We start from the raw sequence: 23051 nt of genomic DNA on the forward strand, positions 1-23051 counted from the left end.
TAATTGTCTTTATTATTCTATCATGTTTAATGAAAAATAGAAAAAACCTCATCCCCAAAAACAAAACCTGCTAAGGAATGAGGTCATTATCTATTCTGTATAGCCTAAAAGTGAGTTTGTGTATGGTGAGTCACTTGGTAAGATAATGGTTGTATCACCGTTTATTGTCTTTTTATAAGATTCCAACGTACGATATAATTGATAAAAGGCAGTGTCTTTTTTGAAGGCTTCATTATAAAGTTTAGCTGCTTCCTGCTCTCCTTCAGCACGAATTTGAGCAGCTTTTGCCTTTGCTTTAGATAACATCTCTTTTACATCTCTGTCGGCTTGAGCAATAATTCGATTTTTTTCAGCTTCTCCTTGTGATAAATATTCTTGTGCTTTTGATTCTCGCTCAGAAATCATACGACGGAATACGGATTGTTCGTTTTCATCTGGTAAATCTGTTCTTTTGATTCGAACATCATCTACTTGTATACCATAGTTATCCCTTGCTAATAATTCATTCACACGTTGGGTCACACGCTGATTTAAATCGCCTCTCGTGCTACCTTCATCGTTGATAATTTCATCGTAATTCATTGTACCTAATTCAGATCGAATCACAGAGAAAATGAATTCACCCATTCTAGATTCTGCATTAATTTCTGTTTTAGCATTGGTAATCATTAGTGTAGGATCAATAATCTCCCATACCGCATAATTATCAATAATCATACGTTTCTTATCCAACGTATTAATTTCTTTTTCAGTTACGTCATAGACCATTTTTTTGTTTGGCAGCGTAGTAACCGAATGTAACAAAGGTATCCGGAATTTCAACCCGGGATCATTTTCAATTCTAATGACTTCACCAAACTGTCTAACAACCTTATATTCGCCTTCTTTTACAATAAACATGCTACTAAAAACCAAAAGTAAAATGACAATAACGATTAAAAGTGATATACCAAATCGAACCCAACGCTTTATATTAACTGGATGGTTATCCTTTTGATCAAATATTTGCTCATCACTCATCTTGATCACCCTTTTCTGTATCAGAACTTTCTGGAGTAACGGTTTTTAATTGATTTCCATTACCATTCAACGGTAAATACTTAATTGTATTACCGTCATCATTCATAATATACACATTTGCTTCTGGTAATACTTTCTCTAATGTTTCCATTACTAAACGCTGTCTTGTAACAGCTGGATTTGATTGATAAGCTTCATATAATGCATTAAAAGCAGCTACATTTCCTCGAGCTTCTTCTATACGCTCTACCTTGTCTCCTTCAGCTCTTGAGATAATCGCATCTTTTTCACCTAATGCTTCTTCCGTTTGTTGATTTTCATACTTTTCTGCTTCATTTTTCTTTGTATTCATTGTTTCTCTAGCATCTGTAACTTTCATAAAGGCTTGACGAACTTCTTCATTAGGCAAATCTACTTCTTGTAGCTTCACATCAGAAACGGAAATACCTATTTGATAATCTTCTATAAGTTCCACTAACAATTCTCTTACTTCATTTTCAATCTGTGCTTTTCCATCAGTCAATGCCTCATCAATGGTTGAAGAACCTATAATACTACGCAATGAAGCGGATGTTGCATTGTATAATATTTGATTAGGATCTGTTGATTCAAATAAATATTTGTCTGGTTCAGCAATCTTCCATTGAACAACCAAGTCTGCTTGCACAATATTCTCATCACCAGTAATCATGCGCACCGTATCAGCATTTTTATCACTTTTCTGACTATAACCAAAATTCAAACTAAAGGTTTCTTTGGATACCTTATGTACTTCTTGAATCGGCCATGGCATTTTAAAATGCAGGCCAGAATCAGTTACTGCTTCATCGGCGTTTCCAAATGTAACAATAACCGCTTGTTCTGATTCATCAACAGTAAACCAGCTGGTTAGCCCAATAATAGCAAGTAAACCAACACTAACAACGATTGCTAGCCAGGTGTATATTTGCTTTAGTGTCATTAATTATTCCCCCTTGTTATGTTGTTAATTATATTTACGTTTAAAATACAAATAAGTTTCAAATAAAAGAAAGCAAAACTCTATGACAGAGCTTTACTTATCTTTAAAAGGTTTTATTTTAGGAAGAGTAATAGTAAAGGTTGTTCCACTGTCAAGTTCACTAGTTACATTTATTGTTCCTTTATGAGCCTCCACTATATGCTTCACAATCGCAAGCCCCAGTCCAGTCCCACCTGTGTTTCGGCTCCTCGCCTTATCCACACGATAAAACCTTTCAAAAATTCTATTAATTTTATCTTCTGGGATACCTATTCCATTATCTTTTACGGTAATAACAAGATAGTTATTTTCTTGCTTTACTTTAAAATCAATGGACCCACCTTTAGCGGTATAATTAATCGCGTTATTGAGTATGTTAATCAAAACTTGTTTCAGTCGATCAAGATCTCCCTCAATTTCTAACTGCTCTTTAATCTCAACATTAAAATGAATCATTTTTTTATCGGCTTGATGTTGAATAATCGGTATAATTTCTTGATTTATCTTTTCAGAAATTTGTATACGTTGATACTGTAATTGCATTTCATCTTTTTCTAATTTTGATAACTCTAATAAATCATGAACTAAAGATTGGATCCTGTCACTCTCTTTATAGATAATTTTTAAAAATTTTTCTTGAACGGCAACATTACTTAAATTCTCATCTAATAATGTTTCTGCGAACCCTTTTATTGATGTAATTGGTGTTTTTAATTCATGTGACACATTTGCAACAAAGTCTTTTCTGGTTTGCTCTAATCTTTTTAAATCTGTAATATCATGAAATACTAATACGGCTCCCTTTAATGTTTTAAATTCATTAAAGATAGGTGCTCCTACTATTTCTATGTATCTTTTTTCAATATCCATTTCTATTGTAAAAGCATTTTTTACCTTTTTTTCATACAAAAATGCTTCTTGTACTACTTTATGGATAGGCTTTTGTTTAAAAACACTATAATATAAAAAACCAACATAATCCTTTTTTGATTGACCAAACAATGAAAGAAATTTTCTATTGACTAAGTGAACATATCCACGTTCGTCAATTAGCATAACACCGCTTTCCATGTTATCAATGACTGTCCGTAATTGATTCCCCTGGATTTTTTCTTGAATTTTCATCTCTTGCAGATTTCTTGCCAATATATTTAATGCATTACTTAAGTTAGCTATATCTCCATAGTAAGATTCATATGCTCGAACTTTATAGTTTCCTCCTGCCAGTTCTTCAGCAACTGTAGCAGCAGATTGCACAGGTTTAATATATCGATCAATAATTTGATGGATCATAATTAAAAAAATAATAAACCCACCAATGAGTGTAAGGATCACTATCATTTTTTCATTATTAATAGCTAATGGCATGAGAATAAAGCCGATCCCAAACAATATGAGTGCTACTACGAATGCATAGGTTAAAAAAAGTTTTGTTGTTGATGGTTTCATGATGAAGGATTCTCCATTTTGTATCCAAGACCACGAATTGTTTTTATATAGACAGGGTTCTTTGTATCGGGTTCTATTTTATCTCTTAAGTGACTAACATGTACATCAACGATACGGGTATCTCCTACAAAATCATAATTCCATACAGCACTTAACAACTGATCACGAGACAATACTTTCCCTTTATGTTTCGCTAGATATAACAATAATTCAAATTCTTTTCTAGTAAAAGATAATAATTCTTCTCTAATAAGCGCTTCATACTGTTCGGGGTAGATGGTTAATTCTGCTATTTTTATAACCTGTGATTGATTATCTTTTTCTTGTTTATTTGTTCGACGTAAAATTGCTTTAATACGTGCCACCACTTCTTTTGGACTAAATGGTTTTGTTAAGTAATCATCCGCCCCTAGCTCAAGTCCAAGGATTTTATCAAATTCATCATCCTTTGCTGTTAACATTAAAATTGGTGTATCTATTTGCTTTTGTCGCAGCTGTTTACATACTTCTGTACCATCTAGTTCAGGAAGCATCAAATCAAGGACAATAATATCAAACTCATTTGATACAGCTTTTTCCAGTCCTTCTTTTCCGGTAAAAGCTGTATCTGTCTGAAATCCTGCTTTTTCAAGATTATATTGTAATAATGTTACAATTGAATCTTCATCATCTACAATTAATACACGTTGATCCATCTATTTTATGCCCCCATTTCATTTCTATCTTACTTTCTTCTTTTCATCATACAATGAAGCATAGATAAAGTGAATACAGTTATGGTATAAATTAGCTATTATTATTGTAAAAAAATCTTTACAAAATTAACATTGTATTCATATTTAAAAATTATTTTATTATATTTTCCAATTTTTCATCCTGATATAATAATAAATTAAGATAAAAAAGCTGTTACATGGGTTCATTCTACCCATGCAACAGCTTTTTATGTTAATCCATATTATCGATCAATGCTTGGCCGAATGCAGAAGTTTTCACTTCAGTTGCATTTTCCATCATACGAGCAAAGTCATAAGTTACTACCTTTGAACCAATGGTCTTGTCCATTGCTTTTGTAATTAAATCAGCCGCTTCTCTCCAACCAAGATGTTCAAGCATTAATACACCAGAAAGGATGACAGAAGAAGGATTTACTTTATCTAGTCCAGCATATTTGGGTGCAGTACCATGTGTTGCTTCAAAAATAGCATGTCCTGTTTCATAATTAATATTTGCCCCTGGAGCAATACCAATTCCACCAACCTGAGCAGCTAGTGCATCAGAAATATAATCTCCATTTAGGTTCATTGTAGCTACAACATCAAATTCTTTAGGTCTTGTTAAAATTTGTTGTAAGAAAATATCCGCAATTGCATCTTTAATGATAATTTTACCAGCTTCTTCAGCAGCTGCCTGTGCTTTATCAGCAGCTTCACGACCCTCTTTTTCAACAATTTGGTCATACTCAGCCCAAGTGAATACTTTATCTCCGTATTCAGCTTCAGCCAATGCATAGCCCCAATTTTTAAAGGATCCTTCTGTAAACTTCATAATGTTTCCCTTGTGTACCAGTGTTACACTTTTTCTACCTTCTTTAATTGCATACTCAATCGCTGCTCGAACAAGACGGTTTGTTCCTTCTTCAGAGACTGGTTTCACACCGATACCAGATGTTTCAGGAAAACGAATGTTAGTTACACCCATTTCATTTTGTAAAAAGTCAATAACTTTCTTAACATCATCTGAACCTTTTTGCCATTCAATTCCTGCATAGATATCTTCGGTATTTTCACGGAAAATAACCATGTTTGTATCTTCTGGACGTTTCACTGGTGACGGCACACCATCAAAATAACGAACAGGACGAAGACAGGTAAATAGGTCTAATTGTTGACGGAGTGCTACATTTAATGAACGAATTCCACCACCGATCGGTGTTGTCAAAGGTCCTTTAATTGCAATCTTATACTCTCTAATGGTTTCTAGAGTTTCTTCTGGTAACCATTCTCCTGTTTTATCAAAAGCCTTTTGTCCAGCATAAACCTCTTTCCAAACAATAGATTTGGTACCATTATAAGCTTTTTCTACTGCTGCTTCGATTACTTTACTAGCTGCCGCCCAAATATCTGGGCCAGTTCCATCTCCTTCAATGTATGGAATAATTGCATTATTAGGTGTTTGAACAACACCATTTGTTACTGTGATTTTTTCACCTTGCGTCATTTTTTATTTCCCCCTTAAATATAATAATTCATGTATTATATCGTCTATTGACGTTCTTCCAAAGAAATAAATGGTTGGAAAATTGGACCAACATACTCTGCGCGCGGACGAATTAAACGATTATTTTCATATTGTTCTAAAATATGCGCTAACCATCCAGACGTACGACTCATCGCAAATATTGGTGTAAACAAGTCATGAGGAATCTCAAGACAATGATAAACAGATGCAGAATAAAAATCTACATTAGCTGGCAAACCTTTTTTCTCTCTTATATATGATTCAATTTTGACAGACATCTCATACCATTTAGATTGGCCAGTTTTTTCAGTTAACTGTTTAGACATTTCTTTTAAATACTTCGCCCTTGGATCACCCGTTCGATAAACTCTGTGGCCCATTCCCATTATTTTTTCTTTCTTGTTTAGTTTTTCTTCAATATAAGGTATTGCACGATCTACTTCACTAATTTCAGTTAGCATACGCATTACTTGTTCATTTGCTCCTCCATGGAGTGGGCCTTTTAAAGCACCAATTGCAGCAGTAATCCCTGAATAAAGATCAGATAGAGTTGCTACGCATACGCGAGCGGTAAAGGTAGAAGCATTTAATTCATGATCTGCATGTAGAATTAAAGCTTTATTAAACGCTTCTATTTCTAATTCATCGGCGTCTTTACCACGAAGCATATATAAAAAATTAGCAGCATAGCTATAATCTTTTTTAGGTGTAATTGGTTCTTGTCCATTTCTTATTCTCGAAAATGCTGCAATAATTGTTGAAATTTTCGCTTGTAATCGAATTGCTTTACGAATATTAGTATCATGATTCATCTTTTCCACTTCGGGATCATATAAACCAAGTAAAGATATTGCTGAACGTAATGCAGCCATGGGATGTACAGTAGAAAGATCATACATATAAAAATGTTGAATAATCTCATTAGGAATTTCCATACTAGATGCAATTGATTGTTTAAATGTACTTAATTCAGTTTGTGTTGGAAGTTTTTTGTGCCACAGTAAATAGATAACTTCCTCAAAACTAGAATGTTTTACTAGATCATCAATTTGATAACCAACATATGTTAGTTGGTCATCAATTATTGAACTAATTGATGATTCCGTCGCAATGACTCCTTCTAGTCCCTTGGTAGTTGACATTGCATTCCTCTCCTTTATTTTCACATTTCCGTTCTTTAATGTCATTATCTCGATATTTTGTAAATATTCGACCTATTTAAAAAAGTCTTATAGTTCAAAATTCCCCCATAAGCTATATAGACACAACTAAAAATATAACCGAAATGTAAAATGTTTTATCTCTTAAATAGTTGTTAAGAAATTATAAAATCAACAACACGCATAACCATATAAGCAATGCCTGCTCCTATTAATGGGCCTACTGCAACTCCCTGAAAAAAAACGACTGCTAGAATTGTTCCCATTACTAGGGCTGTAGTTAAATGTGGATCATTTGCTAATAAATCTAGTCCACCCCTAGCCACAATAGCAACAAACATGCCGGCTCCTAATGCAATCCAACCATAGTAAGATTTAATACTCGAGAAAAGATCACTAAAGCCAATATCGCCATTAGCGATTGGAACAAGGACAGCTACAGTAATAATCGTTACTCCCCAGAGCATTCCCTTGTCTTGTATGTATGGAAACAATTTATCATCCATCTTAAACAATTGAATTCCTAACAGAATATAGACTGCAATCATAATTGATTGGTTTTTTCCAATATAGCCTAGCGCAAATAAAATTAATAAAAACACAGTTGATTGATTAAACATGCACACGCCTCCAAGTTTTCATTTAAACGGCGATTAATTTTTATATTATCACATATTTCGTCCAAATGGAAAATATCTTTACTATAGATACTAATTTTGGAGCGATATATATGCTGTCTGAACCTACAGTTAAACGATTATTACGTTCGTTAAATGTTGTTGTGATTTTTTGCATGTCGTTTATTATCATTTATTTCTCTATCATTTATATTTATCCATTTCTGATTGCTTTCTTATTAGCTACTCTGCTTATAAAGCCTATTCATTTTGTCGAAGAAATGTTACCAGTCTCTCGTGGCTTTGCATGTTTGATTGTATTAGTTGGTATTTCCATACTTGTTACATTACTATTGATTTTTAGTACGATTGAGTCGGTTCAAGCATTCAAATATTTGTCCAAACATATACCTGAACACATACAAACCGTATCACAATTCATACAGTTACAACTAGAGAATCACTTGATTCCTTTTTACCATAACATCATCAATCAATTTGATGCATTAGAGCAAACGCAACAGCAAGCAATAATCAATCAATTACAACAGTCTTTACAACAGTTTACTCAAGCAAGTACAAGCTTGATTGAAAACATCTTTACTAGCTTAATAAAAATGATCCAAACCATCCCTACTTTTTTTTCTATTTGTATTTTTATATTGCTTGGAACATTTTTTATTTGTAAAGAATGGTACAAGCTACAAAAAATTTATGAATTACATGTACCTTCATTTTTTAAAGATTTTTCCTTATCCATAGGTTTAACTAGTAAGAAAGCCATCTTTGGTTACTTTAAAGCACAAATACTATTGGTATTGATTTCTACATCCATTATTTATTTTGGATTTACAATAATTGGGGTGGACTTTGCTTTTACATTAGCGCTATTAATCGGACTAGTAGACTTTATTCCTTACTTAGGAACTGGTATATTTTTCATCCCATGGATTGGTTATCTTTTTTTAGTTGGAGATTATACGTTAACGATTCAATTGGCTATACTGTATGGGATCGTTGTTTTACAGAGGCAAATAACAGAGCCAAAATTAATGGCTACGCATATTGGTGTTAACCCTTTGCTTGTGTTAATGGTAACTTTTGTTTCCTATAAAATATTTGGAATGTTAGGAATCTTGATCGCCCCATTATTCACTATTTTGCTTCAAGTACTATATCAATCAGGCTTAATTAAGGCAGTAGGGCATTATATCAAGTATGGTAATTTTAAATAATTATTACCTTCTAAAAATTGTAATTGTCCCTTTGTTAAGCATTGATTGTAACATCTGTTGTAACAAATGTTTTAATGGTTTTCTTGTGGTGGGTAATAACAATAAAAAACCAATGGTATCAGTAATAAAACCTGGTGTTAAGAGGACAACAGCACCAATTAAAATACAGATACCATCAAAGATTTGTTCAGCAGGGAGCCGACCATAACTCATTTCTCTTTGGGCAAGTCGTAGGGTTTGTAATCCTTCTCGTTTTGCAAGGTATGCTCCAAAAACTCCAGTTAATATAATGAAAAAAATAACCCACCAAGCACCAATTATATTACCAGCCCATACAAAAATGCCAATTTCCAATGCTGGTACAATAATAATCAGTAAAAATAACCAACGAAACATTATGCTCTCCCCTTTTTGAACAGATGGTTAAAAGGAGTTGTCATAGAGACAACTCCAATTAGCAACTGAATAATAAATTACCTAGTAATCACTTCATCTTTTTAAAAGTTCAGTCATAGTCTTATTTCTTTAATAAAAAATAATTAAACAATGATATTTTTACAATATGCTGGCATGTCCCTCATAAATATCGCCTTTTTTCGCATCAATCGTAATTTCTGAACCGTCTTCTAAAATATTCATTGCTTTTTTAACACCTACAATGACAGGAATACCTAAATCTAAACCTACTAAAGCAGCATGTGATGTTAAGCCACCTTCTTCAGTGATAATTCCGCTCGCTTTTTCAAGCGCTGGCATCATGTCCTTATCTGTGCCATAAGTAACTAAAATGTCACCTTTAGCTACCTTTTGCTTTGCTTCATCAGCATTTTTAACTAATGCCACTTTTCCAAAGCAACTTCCTTTCCCCACACCTTGTCCGTCAGTAAGTACATCACCAATCACATGTATTTTCATAAGATTTGTTGTACCACTTTCACCAACTGGAACGCCGGCTGTAATAATCACACGATCGCCACGTTTGAAATGGCCAGTTGATAGTCCTCTTTGAATCGCATGATCTAGCACGTCATCTGTAGAGTAAGCTAATTGACCATTAATGGTTTGCACACCCCAAACAAGTGAAAGACGGCGGCTTACTCGTTCATCAAATGTTAAAGCAACAATTGGTGCTTCTGGACGATATTTTGAAATCATTCGCGCAGTATGGCCACTAACAGTTGGTGTTAAAATAGCATCAACATTCAAGTTCATTGCGGAGTGATTAACAGATTGACTAATGGCATCTGTAATCGTAATTTCACTAAATTTTGACAAATTATCTAATATTGTTTTATGATCGATGCCTGTTTCTGCTTTCATAGCAATATTACTCATTGTTTGTACTGCTTCTACTGGGTAATCACCAGCTGCTGTTTCACCGGATAGCATAATGGCATCTGTACCGTCAAAAATTGCATTTGCAACATCAGAAGCTTCTGCTCGTGTCGGTCTTGGATTACGTTGCATAGAATCTAACATTTGTGTCGCAGTAATTACTGGCTTACCAGCAATATTACATTTATGAATCATTTCTTTTTGAACTAGTGGTACATCTTCAGGAGGAATTTCGACACCTAAATCACCACGCGCAACCATTAAACCATCACTAACTTGAAGAATAGCTTCTAAGTTGTCAACACCTTCTTGGTTTTCAATTTTTGGAATAATATGAATAGATGATGCATTATTTTCATCTAATAATTCTTTAATTTCTAATACATCAGACGCACGACGAACAAAAGAAGCAGCAATAAAATCTACCTCTTGTTCAATACCAAATTTGATATCTGCAGCATCTTTCTCTGTAATACCTGGCAAGTTAACACTTACATTCGGTACGTTAACACCTTTTTTATTCTTCAATATTCCTGAGTTCAAGGCTTTTGTTTTTAGTTCGTTTTTGTCAGTAAGAATTTCTTCCACTTCTAATTCAATCAGCCCGTCATCTAATAATATTTTTGATCCTTGATGTACATCATTAATTAATTCAGGGTAAGTAACAGCAAACTTTTCTGATGTACCAAGTACAGTGTCGTCCATAGATACATTTATATTATTACCTTTAATAATTTCCACTTGCCCGTCTTTCATTACCCCAGTTCTAATTTCTGGACCTTTTGTATCCAAAAGAATTGCAACAGTTTTACCCGTTTTTTCTGAAGCCTCACGAATATTTTTTATTCGTTGACCATGTTCATCAAAATCCCCATGGGAAAAATTAAGTCTTGCTACATTCATTCCAGCTTCAATTAATTGAACTAGCTTGTCCACTGATTCTGAAGCTGGACCAATTGTACATACAATTTTTGTTCTTCTCATTGCTAAATTTCCTCCTTCAAGATATTGAACCTTTTAAAAACTTACTTTATCATTAACTATTTAAATAGATAATTGATTTGCTAAATTAACCATGTCCATGTCAACTTCATGTTCACCTGTAAGTATATGCATAATATCATGATCGATTAATTGATTATTTTGAATCCCGACCATACGTCCAGCTTTTCCTTCAAGTAGTAAATCGACTGCTTTTGCACCTAAGCGACTTGCTAAGACACGGTCAAAACCTGTAGGTCTACCACCACGTTGAATATGTCCTAATACCGTTACCCTGGTTTCCATGGCTGTTGCTTCTTGAATTTTAGTACCGAGGTCCATTCCGTTGCCTACCCCTTCAGCAAGTACGATAATACTATGCTTCTTGCCACGCTCTTGTCCTTTTTTCAACCGATCAATGACCATATCAAAGTCATGAGGTTTTTCTGGTATTAAAATACTCTCTGCACCATCAGCTAAGCCAGCCCAAAGTGCTAAATCACCAGCATCTCTCCCCATAACCTCTATAACATATGTACGTTCATGCGATGTTGCCGTATCTCGAATCTTGTCAATAGCATCGATAATTGTATTTAATGCCGTGTCAAATCCAATCGTGAAATCAGTACCAGTAATATCATTATCTATTGTACCAGGCACACCAATACAAGGATATCCTTTTTCAGTTAACTTCACAGCACCTTGAAAAGAACCATCCCCTCCAATTACAATTAAACCCTCAATACCAAATTTATTTAATTGTTCAATTGCTATTTGCTGTCCTTCTTCTGTTTTGAACTGTTCAGAGCGTGCGGAGTATAGTATCGTGCCCCCTCGTTGTATAATATCACCAACAGAACCAATTTCTAATTTTTGAATGTTACCTTCCATTAATCCCTGGTAACCATTATAGATTCCGTAAACCTCCATTTCATGAAAAATCGCTTTTCGCACAACAGCACGAATAGCTGCATTCATTCCTGGAGCGTCACCTCCGCTAGTTAAAATCCCAATTCTTTTCATTTTAATCACCTCAGCTAAAATAATTCTGTTAAAAACCTGGAGCTTATTATTATAAATATAATATTCATTGATTCCATTTTAGATTATACATGAAAGCGCAAATAATCTCACCCCTAAATATGACAATTTGTTGCTTTTTCATTCGATTTTCATTAATTATTCAAAAATAGACATTACCATGAAAAATTTAATCAATATCGAATAAGGGAAATTATTAGCGCTTCTTTACTTATTATTCATATGAACCAATTTTCTTATATTTTTCCCACCTTTTTTGAATTAATTCATCTTTCGTTAATTGTTCAAGTTCATTTAAAGATTGTTTAAGTTGTTGATCAATTTTTTCAGCTTGCATTTTCACATTTTGATGTGCGCCGCCTCTTGGCTCAGAGATAATCTGATCAATTATTTGTAGCTTTTTTAAATCTGATGCAGTAATCTTTAAAGATTCAGCAGCCTTCTGTGCATACTTAGAATCTTTCCATAGGATACTTGCAGCACCTTCTGGAGAAATAACAGAATAGGTGGAGTTTTCTAGCATGTGAAGGTGATCTGCTACACCGATCGCCAATGCTCCACCACTACCACCTTCGCCAATAACAATAGATATAATTGGTACGTTTAACGATCCCATTTCCATTAAATTACGAGCAATAGCTTCGCCTTGTCCCCTCTCCTCTGCTGCTTTACCAGGATGTGCACCCTTTGTATCAATAAAAGTAATAATTGGACGATTAAATTTTTCTGCTAATTTCATTTGTCTCAACGCTTTACGATAACCTTCAGGATGAGGACTACCAAAATTTCTAAAGATATTGTCTTTCGTATTTTTTCCTCTTTGATGCCCAATTATAGTTACTGGTTTATCATGAAACTTAGCTATCCCGGTTACAATTGAAGCATCATCACCAAATAAACGATCACCATGTAGCTCAATAAAATCGGTGAAGATATTGTCTACATAATCTAATGTTGTAGGACGATTAACATGTCTTGCAATTTGAACTCTCTCCCAAGGATTTAAATTACTATATATGTCCGATTCTAATTTCTCTAATCTCTTTTCTAATGTTTTTATTTCATTAGACAAATCAATTTCGCTACCTTTAGTTAATTTTTTCAATTCACTAATTTTTTCTCTAAGTTCTACAATTGGTTTTTCAAATTCTAATACTTGCTTCAAACTTGATCGCCCCTAACTTGATGAAGATCTAAAACAACGGACAGTACTTGTTTTAACTCGTTTCTAGGTACTACTTTATCTATCTGACCATGTTCAAGTTGAAATTCCGCTGTTTGGAAATCCTTTGGCAATTTCTCACGTATCGTTTGTTCTATGATTCTTCTTCCTGCAAAACCTATTAATGCACCTGGTTCCGCAAAGTGATAGTCACCTATGGATGCAAAACTAGCAGAAACACCACCGGTTGTTGGATTTGTCATTACTACAATCATACATCCACCGGCCTGATTAAATCGTTCAACAGCAATGGATGTTTTTGCCATTTGCATTAAACTAATCATACCCTCTTGCATTCTTGCCCCACCTGATGCAGTAAAGAGGATGATTGGGATGTGTAATTCTCTTGCTCGTTCAATTGCTTTTGCAATTTTGTCTCCTACTACAGAGCCCATGCTCCCCATTCTAAAACGGGCATCCATTACCGCAATAGCAGTTCGACAACCATTCATTTTTCCTTCACCTGTAATAACCGCTTCAGGAAGATCTGAATTTTTTTTATCTTTTTCTAACTTTTTTTCATAACCAGGAAAATCCAATAAATTTTTTGAAGTTACATCCTTATCCCATTCTTCAAACGTACCCTCATCCATTAAACTATTAATACGTTCATATGCAGGTAATTTATGGTGATAACCACATTCTGGACAAACATTTAAATTTTTGGTCCATTCTTTAACATAAAAAATTTTTTGGCAACTTTCACATTTTTGCATTAAACCTTGTGGAATTTCTTGTTTAGCTTTCTCACTTGGAATGGATGCATATTTCTTCTTTTTTGTAAAAAAATTTTTAATTAGCAAGGATAATTCCTCCTATTTCAACAAATTGGCTAAAAAATCTCTTCATATAAGCCTTCAATAACTTTATATCATTCATGCTTAGACGTGTTTTTATTTATGATTCATGTAAGATATTTATTTATGTTTTCTTGCTACACCAGTTTCGATCGCAGCAGACGCTACCGCTCCAGCAACTGTCGTAGAAACACGTGCGTCAAATGGATTTGGGATAACATAATCAGGATGTAAATCTTCCTCATTAATTAATGTAGCAATAGCTTTCACGGCTGCTACTTTCATTTCTTCATTAATATCTGATGCCTGTACATCAAGTGCACCTCTAAATATCCCTGGAAATGCTAGAACATTATTTACTTGGTTAGGATAATCAGATCGACCTGTACCTACAATAAATGCCCCTGCCTTTTTAGCTGCTTCTGGACTTATTTCTGGATCAGGATTTGCCATTGCAAACACAATTGGTTGCTCACACATTGATTGTATCATGGTTTCTGATACAAGATTACCAAGTGACACACCAATAAATACATCTGATCCTTCCATGACTTGTGCTAGATCACCCGTTTGATTCGTTCGATTGGTGTAGGTAGCAATTTCTTCTTTAATAGGATTCATCCCTTCTTTTCTTCCTTGATAAATTGCACCTTTTGAATCACATAAAATAATATCCTTAACTCCAAAATAATGAAGTAACTTAACAATAGCAACTCCTGCGGCTCCAGCTCCATTTACTACAACTTTTATAGTATCAAAGCTTTTATTAACTAAGCGAAGAGCATTAAATAAACCGGCAACAGTCACAATTGCTGTACCATGCTGATCATCATGAAATACCGGAATATCTAAAGCTTTTTTTAATGATTGTTCAATATAAAAACAATTCGGAGCGGCAATATCTTCGAGGTTGACCCCTCCAAATGTAGGAGCCATTAATTTAACTGCTTGTATAATTTCATCTACGTTTTGTGTATCAAGACAAATAGGAAAAGCATCCACGTTGGCAAAGTTTTTAAATAGAATTGCTTTACCCTCCATCACTGGCAAGGCAGCTTGTGAGCCTATATTTCCTAAACCTAAAACGGCTGAACCATCAGTTATTACTGCAACCATATTTGATTTCATTGTATAGGTATAGGCTAATTCTTGATTCTCGGCAATTTTTTTGCATGGTTCTGCTACTCCTGGTGAATAGGCCAAACTTAAGTCATCTTGGTTATTCATTCTGACTTTCGATTGAACCGATAATTTACCTTTGCAATTATGGTGCATTTCTAAAGCTTGATCTTTTAACGTAGGCATACCTGTGCTCCCCTTTTAAAGAATAATTTTTATAAAAGCGCAGAGCGTTGGTTCTGCCCCTAAGATTTAGGACTAAAAGGAACAGGCGCTCCGAGCTATCTATCTTAAATTTATATTTTCTACTTTGTGAAAAACATTGGTCTGATCAATAACTATTCTATTATAGCAGATCGAATACGGCTGTAAAGTTCTAGCTTGTAACACCTTTTACTTTTTATTTTTTTACTACTACATTCTCTCGTCCGAATATTTTATATAATACCGATAAACAATTTCTTTCTATTTCTAAGTTGTATTTTGAATCTAGCTGATAAGTTTGACCTTCAGAAGCGTGATATATCATTACTTCAGTCCCACCCGGATATAAATCTGCTAACCTTTGTAATTCTCCTAAAGCATGATTTTCATCTTGATAGTTAACTTTTATATATATTCTTGACGTTTCTTGTTTTCTAATTGTTTTAAAATCAAACGGTTGTAAGGTAGTAACGATTACTTGTGTTTTATAGTTACGTAATTCAACTTTACCAGTTATATCTATAAAACTTTCTTCTTTCAACCATCTTCTCACTTGGCGAAATTGATCTGGAAATATTACCGCATCTAATTCATATGTCTCATCAGAAATGGTTAAAAACGCCATTTGATCTCCTCTTTTAGTTCGTATTACTTTTATCTTTTGAACTACCGCGACTAATTTTCTGTTATTTTTACCTATTAAATCTTTTACTTTTGATAAAGGAATATATCCCTGACTACGTAATTGTTCTCTATAAGCTAAAAGAGGATGATTAGAAATATATACACCTAATAATTCCTTTTCAGCATTTAATTGTTGAATCGTTGTAAATGGCTCTACTGTAACATAATCAACATCTAATTCTAATTCATTTTGAAAGAATGATGATTGATCAGCGAATTCGTTAAAAAGCTCCGCTTGTTCCAATGCTTGATCTATTGTGGCTAATAATGACGCTCGATCATCTAGTAAATCATCAAAAGCGCCAACCAAAATAAGTGATTCTAATACGTTACGATTGATAATTTTCAAAGAGACTCGCATACAAAAATCAAACAAGCTACTAAATGGTTTAGACTTTCTTACTTGTACAATTTCTTTTACAACTTGATGTCCAATACCCTTTATTGCCCATAAACCAACTCGTATATGATTATCTTTGACATTAAATTTACCAATACTTTTATTAATAGAAGGAGGCAACAAATTTATGCCCATCGTTTTTGCTTCATTTATATATATCCTTATTTTATCCTGTTGACCGGTTACACTACTCAAAATTTCCGCAAAAAAATACGATGGATAATGTGCTTTTAAATACGCTAACTGATAAGAAATCTTACTATAAGCAACAGCGTGACTTCGGTTAAAACCATAATTTGAAAATCTGACAATCCAATCAAAGATATTTGTTGCAATAGTTTGATTGTATCCATTCTTTTTACAACCAGCTAAAAAAGAATGTTCTAATTGTTTCATTTCATTCTTGTTCTTTTTACTTACTGCTCGACGCAAAATATCTGCTTGTCCAAGTGAAAAACCGGCTAATTGATTGGCAATTTGCATAATTTGTTCTTGGTAGACTAATACACCATAAGTTGGTGCTAAAATAGGTTGTAAGTCAGCATGTAAATAGTCAAGCTTTTCTTTTCCATGTTTACGATTAATATAAGTTGATATAAATTCCATAGGTCCTGGACGATAAAGGGCATTAACCGCAACAATATCTTCAAATTCTGTTGGTTGAAGCTCGCGAAGTACTTGTTGCATTCCTTGTGATTCTAATTGAAACACACCATTTGTTTGGGCGCGTCGCAACAAATCAAGTGTTTTAGCATCATTTAATGGTAATTCTTTTAAATCAATTTGTTTGTTTTCAAACTTTTCAATGGATTGGGTGATTCGTTCAATCAATGTAAGATTGCGTAATCCTAGAAAATCCATCTTTAACAAACCAACTGCTTCTACATCATTCATTGCAAATTGTGTAAGACAAGTTCCCTCATGTCCCTTTGTTAACGCAACTCTATTAACTAAATGTTCATTACTAATGATTAAACCAGCAGCATGAGTAGATAAATGTCGCGGTAAACCTTCTAATTTGGTTGCTACTCTAAACAATTGTTGTAGCTTAGGAGTTTCTTTAATATAATTCATTAAATTGGAAGATGCCTTTACACTCTGCGTGATGGAATGAACACTTTGTTTGGGTATTTCATTTAAAATAAAAGAAGTATCTTCAACTGAAATCTCCATTGTTTTTGCCAATTCTCTAATGATGGAACGCGTAGCAAAGGTGCCGAATGTACCAATTTGTGCTACATGATCATCGCCATATTTATGACGAACATACGCTATTACCTCATCACGTCGATGATCAGAAAAATCAACATCAATATCAGGCATCGAAATACGCTCTGGGTTTAAGAACCTTTCAAAGAGCAAGTTATATTTAATTGGATCAATTTCTGTTATATTTAATAAATAGGCAACAATTGATCCTGACGCTGATCCACGTCCCGGTCCAACCATAATTCCGTTATTTTTTGCATATGCAATAAAATCCCAAACAATCAAAAAGTAATCACTAAATTGCATTGTTTCGATCACGCTTAATTCATGATTGACACGGTCTTTTACTATTTGACTTGCATTTGGGTATTTTGTTAGAAGTGCTTCTTCACATAATATTCTTAATAAGCTACTTGCAGATTGACCTTCCTCAACGGGATACTTTGGTAATGATGGATCATTTAATGGTAATGAAACATTACACCGCTCAACTATCTCCTCTGTTCCCCTAACAACGTGAGGCCAATCTTGAAACCATGTTTCCATTTCTTCTTTAGAGCAAAAATATTGCTTTGTCGTTGTAAAATCTTGGTGATCAGACCAAGCTGAACCCTTATCCATTGCTCGTAGACAGGTGTAAGCTGGGTAATCATCCTCTTCTAAATAGCGCACATCATTAATGGCAACAGCTTGATTGGGTAAATCTCCGAGAACTTGCTGTAAAATAGGGAAATACGTTCGTTCACTTCTTTGAATACCAATATACACGTTAGTATGCAATGTGTGATTCCACCGATTTACATACATCATTATGGATGTTTGATCCTTTGTTTCTAACATTTTAGTAATATGTGTATTTTCCATAGGTAGAATAATAAACATATCGTTTATAAAATATCGTAACTCTTCTAATGTTATCGATTGCTTTTCTTCTAGTTGCAACCATGAACTAAGCTTCAGTAAATTTTTATATCCTTGATTGTTTCGGGCTAGTGTAACACAGGAAGTAGTCTCACCATTTTCTTCTCTCACATAAACAATCATTCCTAAAATTGGCTTTATCCCTGCTTGCTTAGCAAGTTGATAAAAATGAACAGCTCCATACATTACCATTTCATCCGTTAATGCAACAGCATGCATATCATATTTTTTTGCTTTTTCTATTAATTGTGGTAATTTCACTGTACTTTTCATAAAACTATAACCACTTCGTACAAATAAGTGAGAAAATGCCAATGTATTCCCTTCTTTCCGTTGTGCACACTTTATATCTATTATTGTAGTTGATTCAACAATTACTTAAAAATCAATAACATACGTTGTCCACAGATTTCATATATTATATTACAACATGGATTAGATAAAAAATATATATTGATTTTAGTTTATACTTGCCACATTATTTTTTCAAATAAAGGGGTTAAACATAATGGAAGAGCGTTTTCTAGCATCCATGATTCAATGTTACTTCATCGCCCTTGGCGTAGTGATCGGTGGAGCATTCATTGGTAGTATTGGGGCATTTGCAACTGGTGAACCTCCTCTTACACTAATGGGGAGAATTGCAAAAAGCTTACGTATATGGGCTATTGTTGCAGCGATCGGTGGAACATTCGATGCCATATCTAATTTTGAGAAAGGAATATTTGAGGGATCAACAATAGATATGCTAAAGCAAATTATTATTATCATCACTGCAATGGGTGGTGTACAAACCGCCCTCCTTGTCATTGAATGGTTCATTCAAGAGGAGATAGATTAATGCATATCCCACCATATTACAAACGTGAGAGTTGGCAACGCTTCTTGGCTGGTACCTTCGCGGGCGCTATTATTGCTTTTTTTGTTTTTGTTTATATGTATGGACAACTATACGAAGGTTGGGTAGAAGAAAATCTAGAACTTCGTGCGCAGTTACAAGAAATAAAATCAAACTATAAAGCTTTAGAGGAAAGTAACAAAGAATTAGATCAACGTTATCAACAGAAAGCAACCGTATCATCTATCGAAATAAATATATCCAATCAAAAACAATTGAATTTAGACCGTCTAATTATTCGAGAATTTGAAGAAGTGATAAAAAAAGAAATAAATGAAGTAATTGGAAAAGAAGTAGACGATTTGTCAGAAAATTATTCTTTCCTCATTCGTACAATTGAAAATAAAACATATGAAATTCATGATTTTTCCTACCAAGCAAAAGTTCAACATTTATTTGTTACAGAGAAGTTAGAAGCTCATATTAAGCTAACCATTGCTAATTAATTACTCTAAACTGTCAGACCTAACATCGTAAAAGTTTGACATAAATCAAGCTTTTACGATGCACATTATCTTTAGCTAAAATTTCATATCAAGTGTTTTGACATGCTTTTTCTAATTCATCTATTACCTTTTCACTGTCTTCCCACGCATAAATGGTTGCCCCTGATGCCAATGGATGACCACCACCATTAAACTTCGCTGCAATTTCATTAATTACTGGGCCTTTTGAACGCAACCGTACGCGAATTAAATCATCTTCTTCCACAAAAATAACCCAAGCTTTAATCCCTTCAATATCTCCTAGAATACCAACGATACTACTTGTTTGTTCTGATGTTAAATGATATTTTTGTAAAATTTCTTTTGTGATTTTAATGGCACTAACACCATGTGATGTCACAGTAAAGTGTTGTAAAATATATCCTTTCAAGCGAGCAATATTGACTGATGTTTTATACAAATCATTATATAATTGTGAACGATCAAAATTATAACTTGCTAGTTCCGCTGCGTATTGAAATGTTTTCTGTGTTGTACTAGGAAATAAAAACCTTCCTGTATCACCAATAATGCCACCGTATAATAGTTTTGCTGCATTATCTGGCATGTTTAACCCTTGACTTGCTTCAGCTTTAAATAATTCATAAATCATTTCACTTGTTGAACTAGCAGTTGTATCAATCCATGAAATATCACCATAAACATCAACTTCAGGGTGATGATCAATTTTTATTATTTCTTTTGCAGTGTCAAACCGATGGTCTGCAATCCTTGCTTTATTAGCTGTGTCACAAACAATGACTAACGCTTGTGTGTATTTATCATCTGTTACTTCATCCATGGTTGCCAAAAAGGACAAACCAAGATCATCATCTCCTACTACAAATACTTCTTTTTCCGGAAAGCTTGACCGAAGAATTTCAGCTAGTCCAACTTGAGAACCGTAAGCATCTGGATCTGGACGAACATGACGATGAATAATAATTCGATTATATTTTTTTATTTTATTAATAATTGCTTCTTTGTAGTTCATTCCTTCACCTCTTTATATTAGTAACGATCAATTAACTGCGCAATTAAAATAGCTTTTCCTACAATATCTTTTTCATTATATACTTCAATATCTATCTTAGCAGACTTTCGTCCAATTTCTAATAAGCGTGGACGTATCTCTAACGTGCTATCTATTTGAACTGGTTTGATAAAATAAACAGAAATGTTTTCTACAACAAGATCTCCCTTTTTCAATTGTCTAACCATGCGACTACCCGCTTCCGTTACAAAGGAAACAAGTACACCATAAGAAAGTGTTCCTAATGCATTGGTCATTTGTGGCGTAACATCCAAACGAAAAGCCATTGCTTGTGGATCATCAGATGCAACGGTTAGTCTACTGGTGACAATATCGTCAATTGTTTCTCCAACTTGTGGTTGTCTTTGAACATGCTGTAATGCTTTTAATACATCTTGTCTTGAGATAAGACCAAGTAGTTTATTATGATTATCTACTACTGGCATAATTTCTATTCCTTCCCACACCATCATATGCGCTGCATAAGCTAAGGAAGTTTCTTTTAATACAGTCATTGGATTCCTTGTCATTACCTTGTCAATCGTCAAGTGACGTTGTTTACCTATGATATCTTTTGAAGTTACAATACCAATCACCCGATTTTGATCATCAATAACAGGATATCTGCTATGGGTTGTACGTTCATTTAATTGATACCAAGTTTCTAACGGATCCTTACCAGATAAATAATGTGTACTGTCATACGATGTAAAAATATCACCAACTAATACAATTTCTTTTTTAATTAATTGATCATAAATTGCACGGTTAATCATTGTAGCTACTGTAAATGTATCATAACTAGTTGAAATAATAGGTAGTTTCTTTTCATCTGCTAATCGTTTTACATGATCATCTGTATCAAATCCACCAGTAATTAATACAGCAGCTCCTTCATTAATAGCCAATTCATGCGCTTCTACACGGTTACCAACAATTAATAATGAATCTTTTTCGGTATAGCGCATCATAGCATCTAATTTCATTGCACCGATAATAAACTTATGTAATGTTTTGTATAATCCCTCTCTACCACCTAATACTTGGCCATCAACGATTCCAACAATTTCTGCAAAAGTAAGATGCTCGAAATTTTCTTTCTTTTTTTGTTCAATTCGAATGGTGCCAACACGTTCAATTGTGCTTACTAACCCTTGATTTTCTGCTTGTTTAATTGCTCGATAGGCTGTTCCTTCACTAACATTTAATTCTTTAGCGATTTGTCTTACTGAAATTTTATTTCCTACCTTGAGTGATTCAATAAATAATAGAATTTGTTCGTGCTTTGTAGCCAAGGTTTTTCACCATTCTTTCTATCTGTACTAATATCATTCTTCTTAGTGTTATTATACAGCTAAGTAACGTTCGTATCAATTTTTCATTCTTTTTGGCACATTAATTTCTGATGTAGCATGCTGTGAATGATGATCAATTCTTAATACAATTGCTAAATTAGCTCCAATCACTAATAAGAAAAATCCTAGCCAACTAAACCAAAATAGATGAGCTGTACTATTTGCTTGTGCTTCCATTGACGGAAAAGCCATATACATTAAAAATGCTGCTAACAATAGACGTAACCAGGCATACTGTTTTACTTGTTTCATTGTTATCCTCCCTCATGCTTGTTTTATGATAAGTTTATGCGATGCTGTAAGCAAACATGTTTGACACATGTAGATTAAAAAAACAAAATAAAGAGGCTGGGACAAAACAACATTTCTCTTTTTTAAACACGAACAATTAATTATATGCAACAAAACGAACACCGCTGTGGAAATAAGCTCCCTTTCAGCAGGCACGGCTTCGGGGCCACATGAAGTGGGTCAGTTAGACGTTGTCACAGGACGTGACGATCTTAGTCTAACATTCCTTTAAATAAAAGTAGTGGATCTTCAGCTCGTGCTGTTCCCGCAGGACAAGGAACGCTTCGGCAGCGATACATCGCACGAAGAAAATTGCTTTTTATTTTCGAGGAGTGTCGCATATTTCCACAGCTA

At 34.0% G+C, this 23051-nt stretch carries 20 protein-coding genes; 3 read left to right on the forward strand and 17 right to left on the reverse strand.

The genetic code is table 11. The annotated features are described in order from the left end of the window. Positions 1-90: 90 nt before the first annotated feature. The 7 genes from hflC to BN1058_RS11780 form a co-directional block, all read right to left on the reverse strand. A complete protein-coding gene (gene hflC / locus BN1058_RS11750) occupies positions 91-1020 on the reverse strand; it encodes a protease modulator HflC (RefSeq protein ID WP_090857767.1) in 930 nt (309 codons plus the stop codon). Next, on the reverse strand, positions 1013-1981 hold the full coding sequence (gene hflK, locus BN1058_RS11755; RefSeq protein ID WP_090857770.1) for an FtsH protease activity modulator HflK: 969 nt from the start codon (positions 1979-1981) through the stop codon (positions 1013-1015). Before hflK ends, hflC begins: the two co-directional genes overlap by 8 nt. Positions 1982-2074: 93 nt before the next feature. Then, entirely contained in the window at positions 2075-3469 is a 1395-nt protein-coding gene (pnpS, locus tag BN1058_RS11760) for a two-component system histidine kinase PnpS (RefSeq protein WP_090857774.1), read from the reverse strand. Continuing rightward, positions 3466-4164 (reverse strand): response regulator transcription factor, encoded by a 699-nt coding sequence (locus tag BN1058_RS11765; protein ID WP_090857777.1) that lies wholly within the window; start codon positions 4162-4164, stop codon positions 3466-3468. Before BN1058_RS11765 ends, pnpS begins: the two co-directional genes overlap by 4 nt. Before the next feature lie 253 nt (positions 4165-4417). Beyond that, complete coding sequence (gene icd / locus BN1058_RS11770; RefSeq protein ID WP_090857780.1) at positions 4418-5689, reverse strand: NADP-dependent isocitrate dehydrogenase; 1272 nt, start codon at positions 5687-5689, stop codon at positions 4418-4420. 44 nt (positions 5690-5733) lie between these two features. Continuing rightward, the gene (gene citZ / locus BN1058_RS11775) at positions 5734-6852 is read right to left on the reverse strand and encodes a citrate synthase (protein ID WP_090857783.1); all 1119 of its coding nucleotides are present in this window, start codon (positions 6850-6852) and stop codon (positions 5734-5736) included. 173 nt (positions 6853-7025) lie between these two features. Next, entirely contained in the window at positions 7026-7490 is a 465-nt protein-coding gene (locus tag BN1058_RS11780) for a DUF441 domain-containing protein (RefSeq protein WP_090857786.1), read from the reverse strand. A 110-nt stretch (positions 7491-7600) separates the two neighbouring features. On the opposite strand from BN1058_RS11780, the gene ytvI reads away from it, so the two are divergent. Further along, positions 7601-8722, forward strand: a complete 1122-nt coding sequence (gene ytvI, locus BN1058_RS11785; RefSeq protein WP_176694513.1) for a sporulation integral membrane protein YtvI — start codon at positions 7601-7603, stop codon at positions 8720-8722. Positions 8723-8725: 3 nt separating this feature from the next. Here ytvI and BN1058_RS11790 read toward each other — a convergent pair whose 3' ends face one another. The 7 genes from BN1058_RS11790 to dnaE form a co-directional block, all read right to left on the reverse strand. Further along, complete coding sequence (locus BN1058_RS11790; protein ID WP_090857792.1) at positions 8726-9118, reverse strand: FxsA family protein; 393 nt, start codon at positions 9116-9118, stop codon at positions 8726-8728. A gap of 159 nt (positions 9119-9277) precedes the next feature. Next, positions 9278-11041, reverse strand: a complete 1764-nt coding sequence (gene pyk, locus BN1058_RS11795; RefSeq protein ID WP_090857795.1) for a pyruvate kinase — start codon at positions 11039-11041, stop codon at positions 9278-9280. Positions 11042-11101: 60 nt separating this feature from the next. After that, positions 11102-12061, reverse strand: coding sequence for a 6-phosphofructokinase (gene pfkA, locus BN1058_RS11800; protein ID WP_090857799.1), 960 nt, complete (start codon positions 12059-12061; stop codon positions 11102-11104). Positions 12062-12293: 232 nt separating this feature from the next. Then, complete coding sequence (gene accA / locus BN1058_RS11805) at positions 12294-13244, reverse strand: acetyl-CoA carboxylase carboxyl transferase subunit alpha (protein WP_090857802.1); 951 nt, start codon at positions 13242-13244, stop codon at positions 12294-12296. Beyond that, positions 13241-14104, reverse strand: coding sequence for an acetyl-CoA carboxylase, carboxyltransferase subunit beta (gene accD / locus BN1058_RS11810; protein WP_090857806.1), 864 nt, complete (start codon positions 14102-14104; stop codon positions 13241-13243). Before accD ends, accA begins: the two co-directional genes overlap by 4 nt. Before the next feature lie 114 nt (positions 14105-14218). Further along, complete coding sequence (locus BN1058_RS11815; RefSeq protein ID WP_090857809.1) at positions 14219-15403, reverse strand: NAD(P)-dependent malic enzyme; 1185 nt, start codon at positions 15401-15403, stop codon at positions 14219-14221. 214 nt (positions 15404-15617) lie between these two features. Continuing rightward, a complete protein-coding gene (gene dnaE / locus BN1058_RS11820; protein ID WP_090857812.1) occupies positions 15618-18950 on the reverse strand; it encodes a DNA polymerase III subunit alpha in 3333 nt (1110 codons plus the stop codon). 193 nt (positions 18951-19143) lie between these two features. On the opposite strand from dnaE, the gene BN1058_RS11825 reads away from it, so the two are divergent. Then, positions 19144-19476: a sporulation membrane protein YtrH gene (locus BN1058_RS11825; protein ID WP_090857814.1), complete on the forward strand. Its 333-nt coding sequence runs from the start codon at positions 19144-19146 to the stop codon at positions 19474-19476. Beyond that, a complete protein-coding gene (gene ytrI / locus BN1058_RS11830) occupies positions 19476-19979 on the forward strand; it encodes a sporulation membrane protein YtrI (RefSeq protein WP_090857817.1) in 504 nt (167 codons plus the stop codon). The genes BN1058_RS11825 and ytrI overlap by 1 nt, the downstream gene beginning before the upstream one ends. Positions 19980-20067: 88 nt before the next feature. Here the strand turns inward: ytrI and BN1058_RS11835 are convergent, their stop codons facing one another. The 3 genes from BN1058_RS11835 to BN1058_RS11845 form a co-directional block, all read right to left on the reverse strand. After that, positions 20068-21012 carry a DHH family phosphoesterase gene (locus BN1058_RS11835; protein WP_090857820.1) on the reverse strand — a complete coding sequence of 315 codons (945 nt, stop codon included), beginning with the start codon at positions 21010-21012 and terminating at the stop codon, positions 20068-20070. Between the two features lie 17 nt (positions 21013-21029). Then, a complete protein-coding gene (locus tag BN1058_RS11840) occupies positions 21030-22346 on the reverse strand; it encodes a DRTGG domain-containing protein (protein ID WP_090857823.1) in 1317 nt (438 codons plus the stop codon). 75 nt (positions 22347-22421) lie between these two features. After that, a complete protein-coding gene (locus tag BN1058_RS11845) occupies positions 22422-22658 on the reverse strand; it encodes a hypothetical protein (protein ID WP_090857826.1) in 237 nt (78 codons plus the stop codon). Positions 22659-23051 lie beyond the last annotated feature (393 nt).

The organism is Paraliobacillus sp. PM-2, assembly GCF_001368815.1.
Lineage (GTDB): Bacteria > Bacillota > Bacilli > Bacillales > Amphibacillaceae > Paraliobacillus.

Coding starts and splice junctions, on each gene's coding strand:
- BN1058_RS11790 (WP_090857792.1), bottom strand. CDS start 9,118: ATGTTTCGTTGGTTATTTTTACTGATTATTATTGTACCAGCATTGGAA.
- BN1058_RS11835 (WP_090857820.1), bottom strand. CDS start 21,012: ATGAACTACAAAGAAGCAATTATTAATAAAATAAAAAAATATAATCGA.
- BN1058_RS11815 (WP_090857809.1), bottom strand. CDS start 15,403: ATGCCTACGTTAAAAGATCAAGCTTTAGAAATGCACCATAATTGCAAA.
- BN1058_RS11765 (WP_090857777.1), bottom strand. CDS start 4,164: ATGGATCAACGTGTATTAATTGTAGATGATGAAGATTCAATTGTAACA.
- pfkA (WP_090857799.1), bottom strand. CDS start 12,061: ATGAAAAGAATTGGGATTTTAACTAGCGGAGGTGACGCTCCAGGAATG.
- ytrI (WP_090857817.1), top strand. CDS start 19,476: ATGCATATCCCACCATATTACAAACGTGAGAGTTGGCAACGCTTCTTG.
- BN1058_RS11825 (WP_090857814.1), top strand. CDS start 19,144: ATGGAAGAGCGTTTTCTAGCATCCATGATTCAATGTTACTTCATCGCC.
- icd (WP_090857780.1), bottom strand. CDS start 5,689: ATGACGCAAGGTGAAAAAATCACAGTAACAAATGGTGTTGTTCAAACA.
- pyk (WP_090857795.1), bottom strand. CDS start 11,041: ATGAGAAGAACAAAAATTGTATGTACAATTGGTCCAGCTTCAGAATCA.
- hflK (WP_090857770.1), bottom strand. CDS start 1,981: ATGACACTAAAGCAAATATACACCTGGCTAGCAATCGTTGTTAGTGTT.
- ytvI (WP_176694513.1), top strand. CDS start 7,601: ATGCTGTCTGAACCTACAGTTAAACGATTATTACGTTCGTTAAATGTT.
- pnpS (WP_090857774.1), bottom strand. CDS start 3,469: ATGAAACCATCAACAACAAAACTTTTTTTAACCTATGCATTCGTAGTA.
- BN1058_RS11780 (WP_090857786.1), bottom strand. CDS start 7,490: ATGTTTAATCAATCAACTGTGTTTTTATTAATTTTATTTGCGCTAGGC.
- BN1058_RS11845 (WP_090857826.1), bottom strand. CDS start 22,658: ATGAAACAAGTAAAACAGTATGCCTGGTTACGTCTATTGTTAGCAGCA.
- citZ (WP_090857783.1), bottom strand. CDS start 6,852: ATGTCAACTACCAAGGGACTAGAAGGAGTCATTGCGACGGAATCATCA.
- hflC (WP_090857767.1), bottom strand. CDS start 1,020: ATGAGTGATGAGCAAATATTTGATCAAAAGGATAACCATCCAGTTAAT.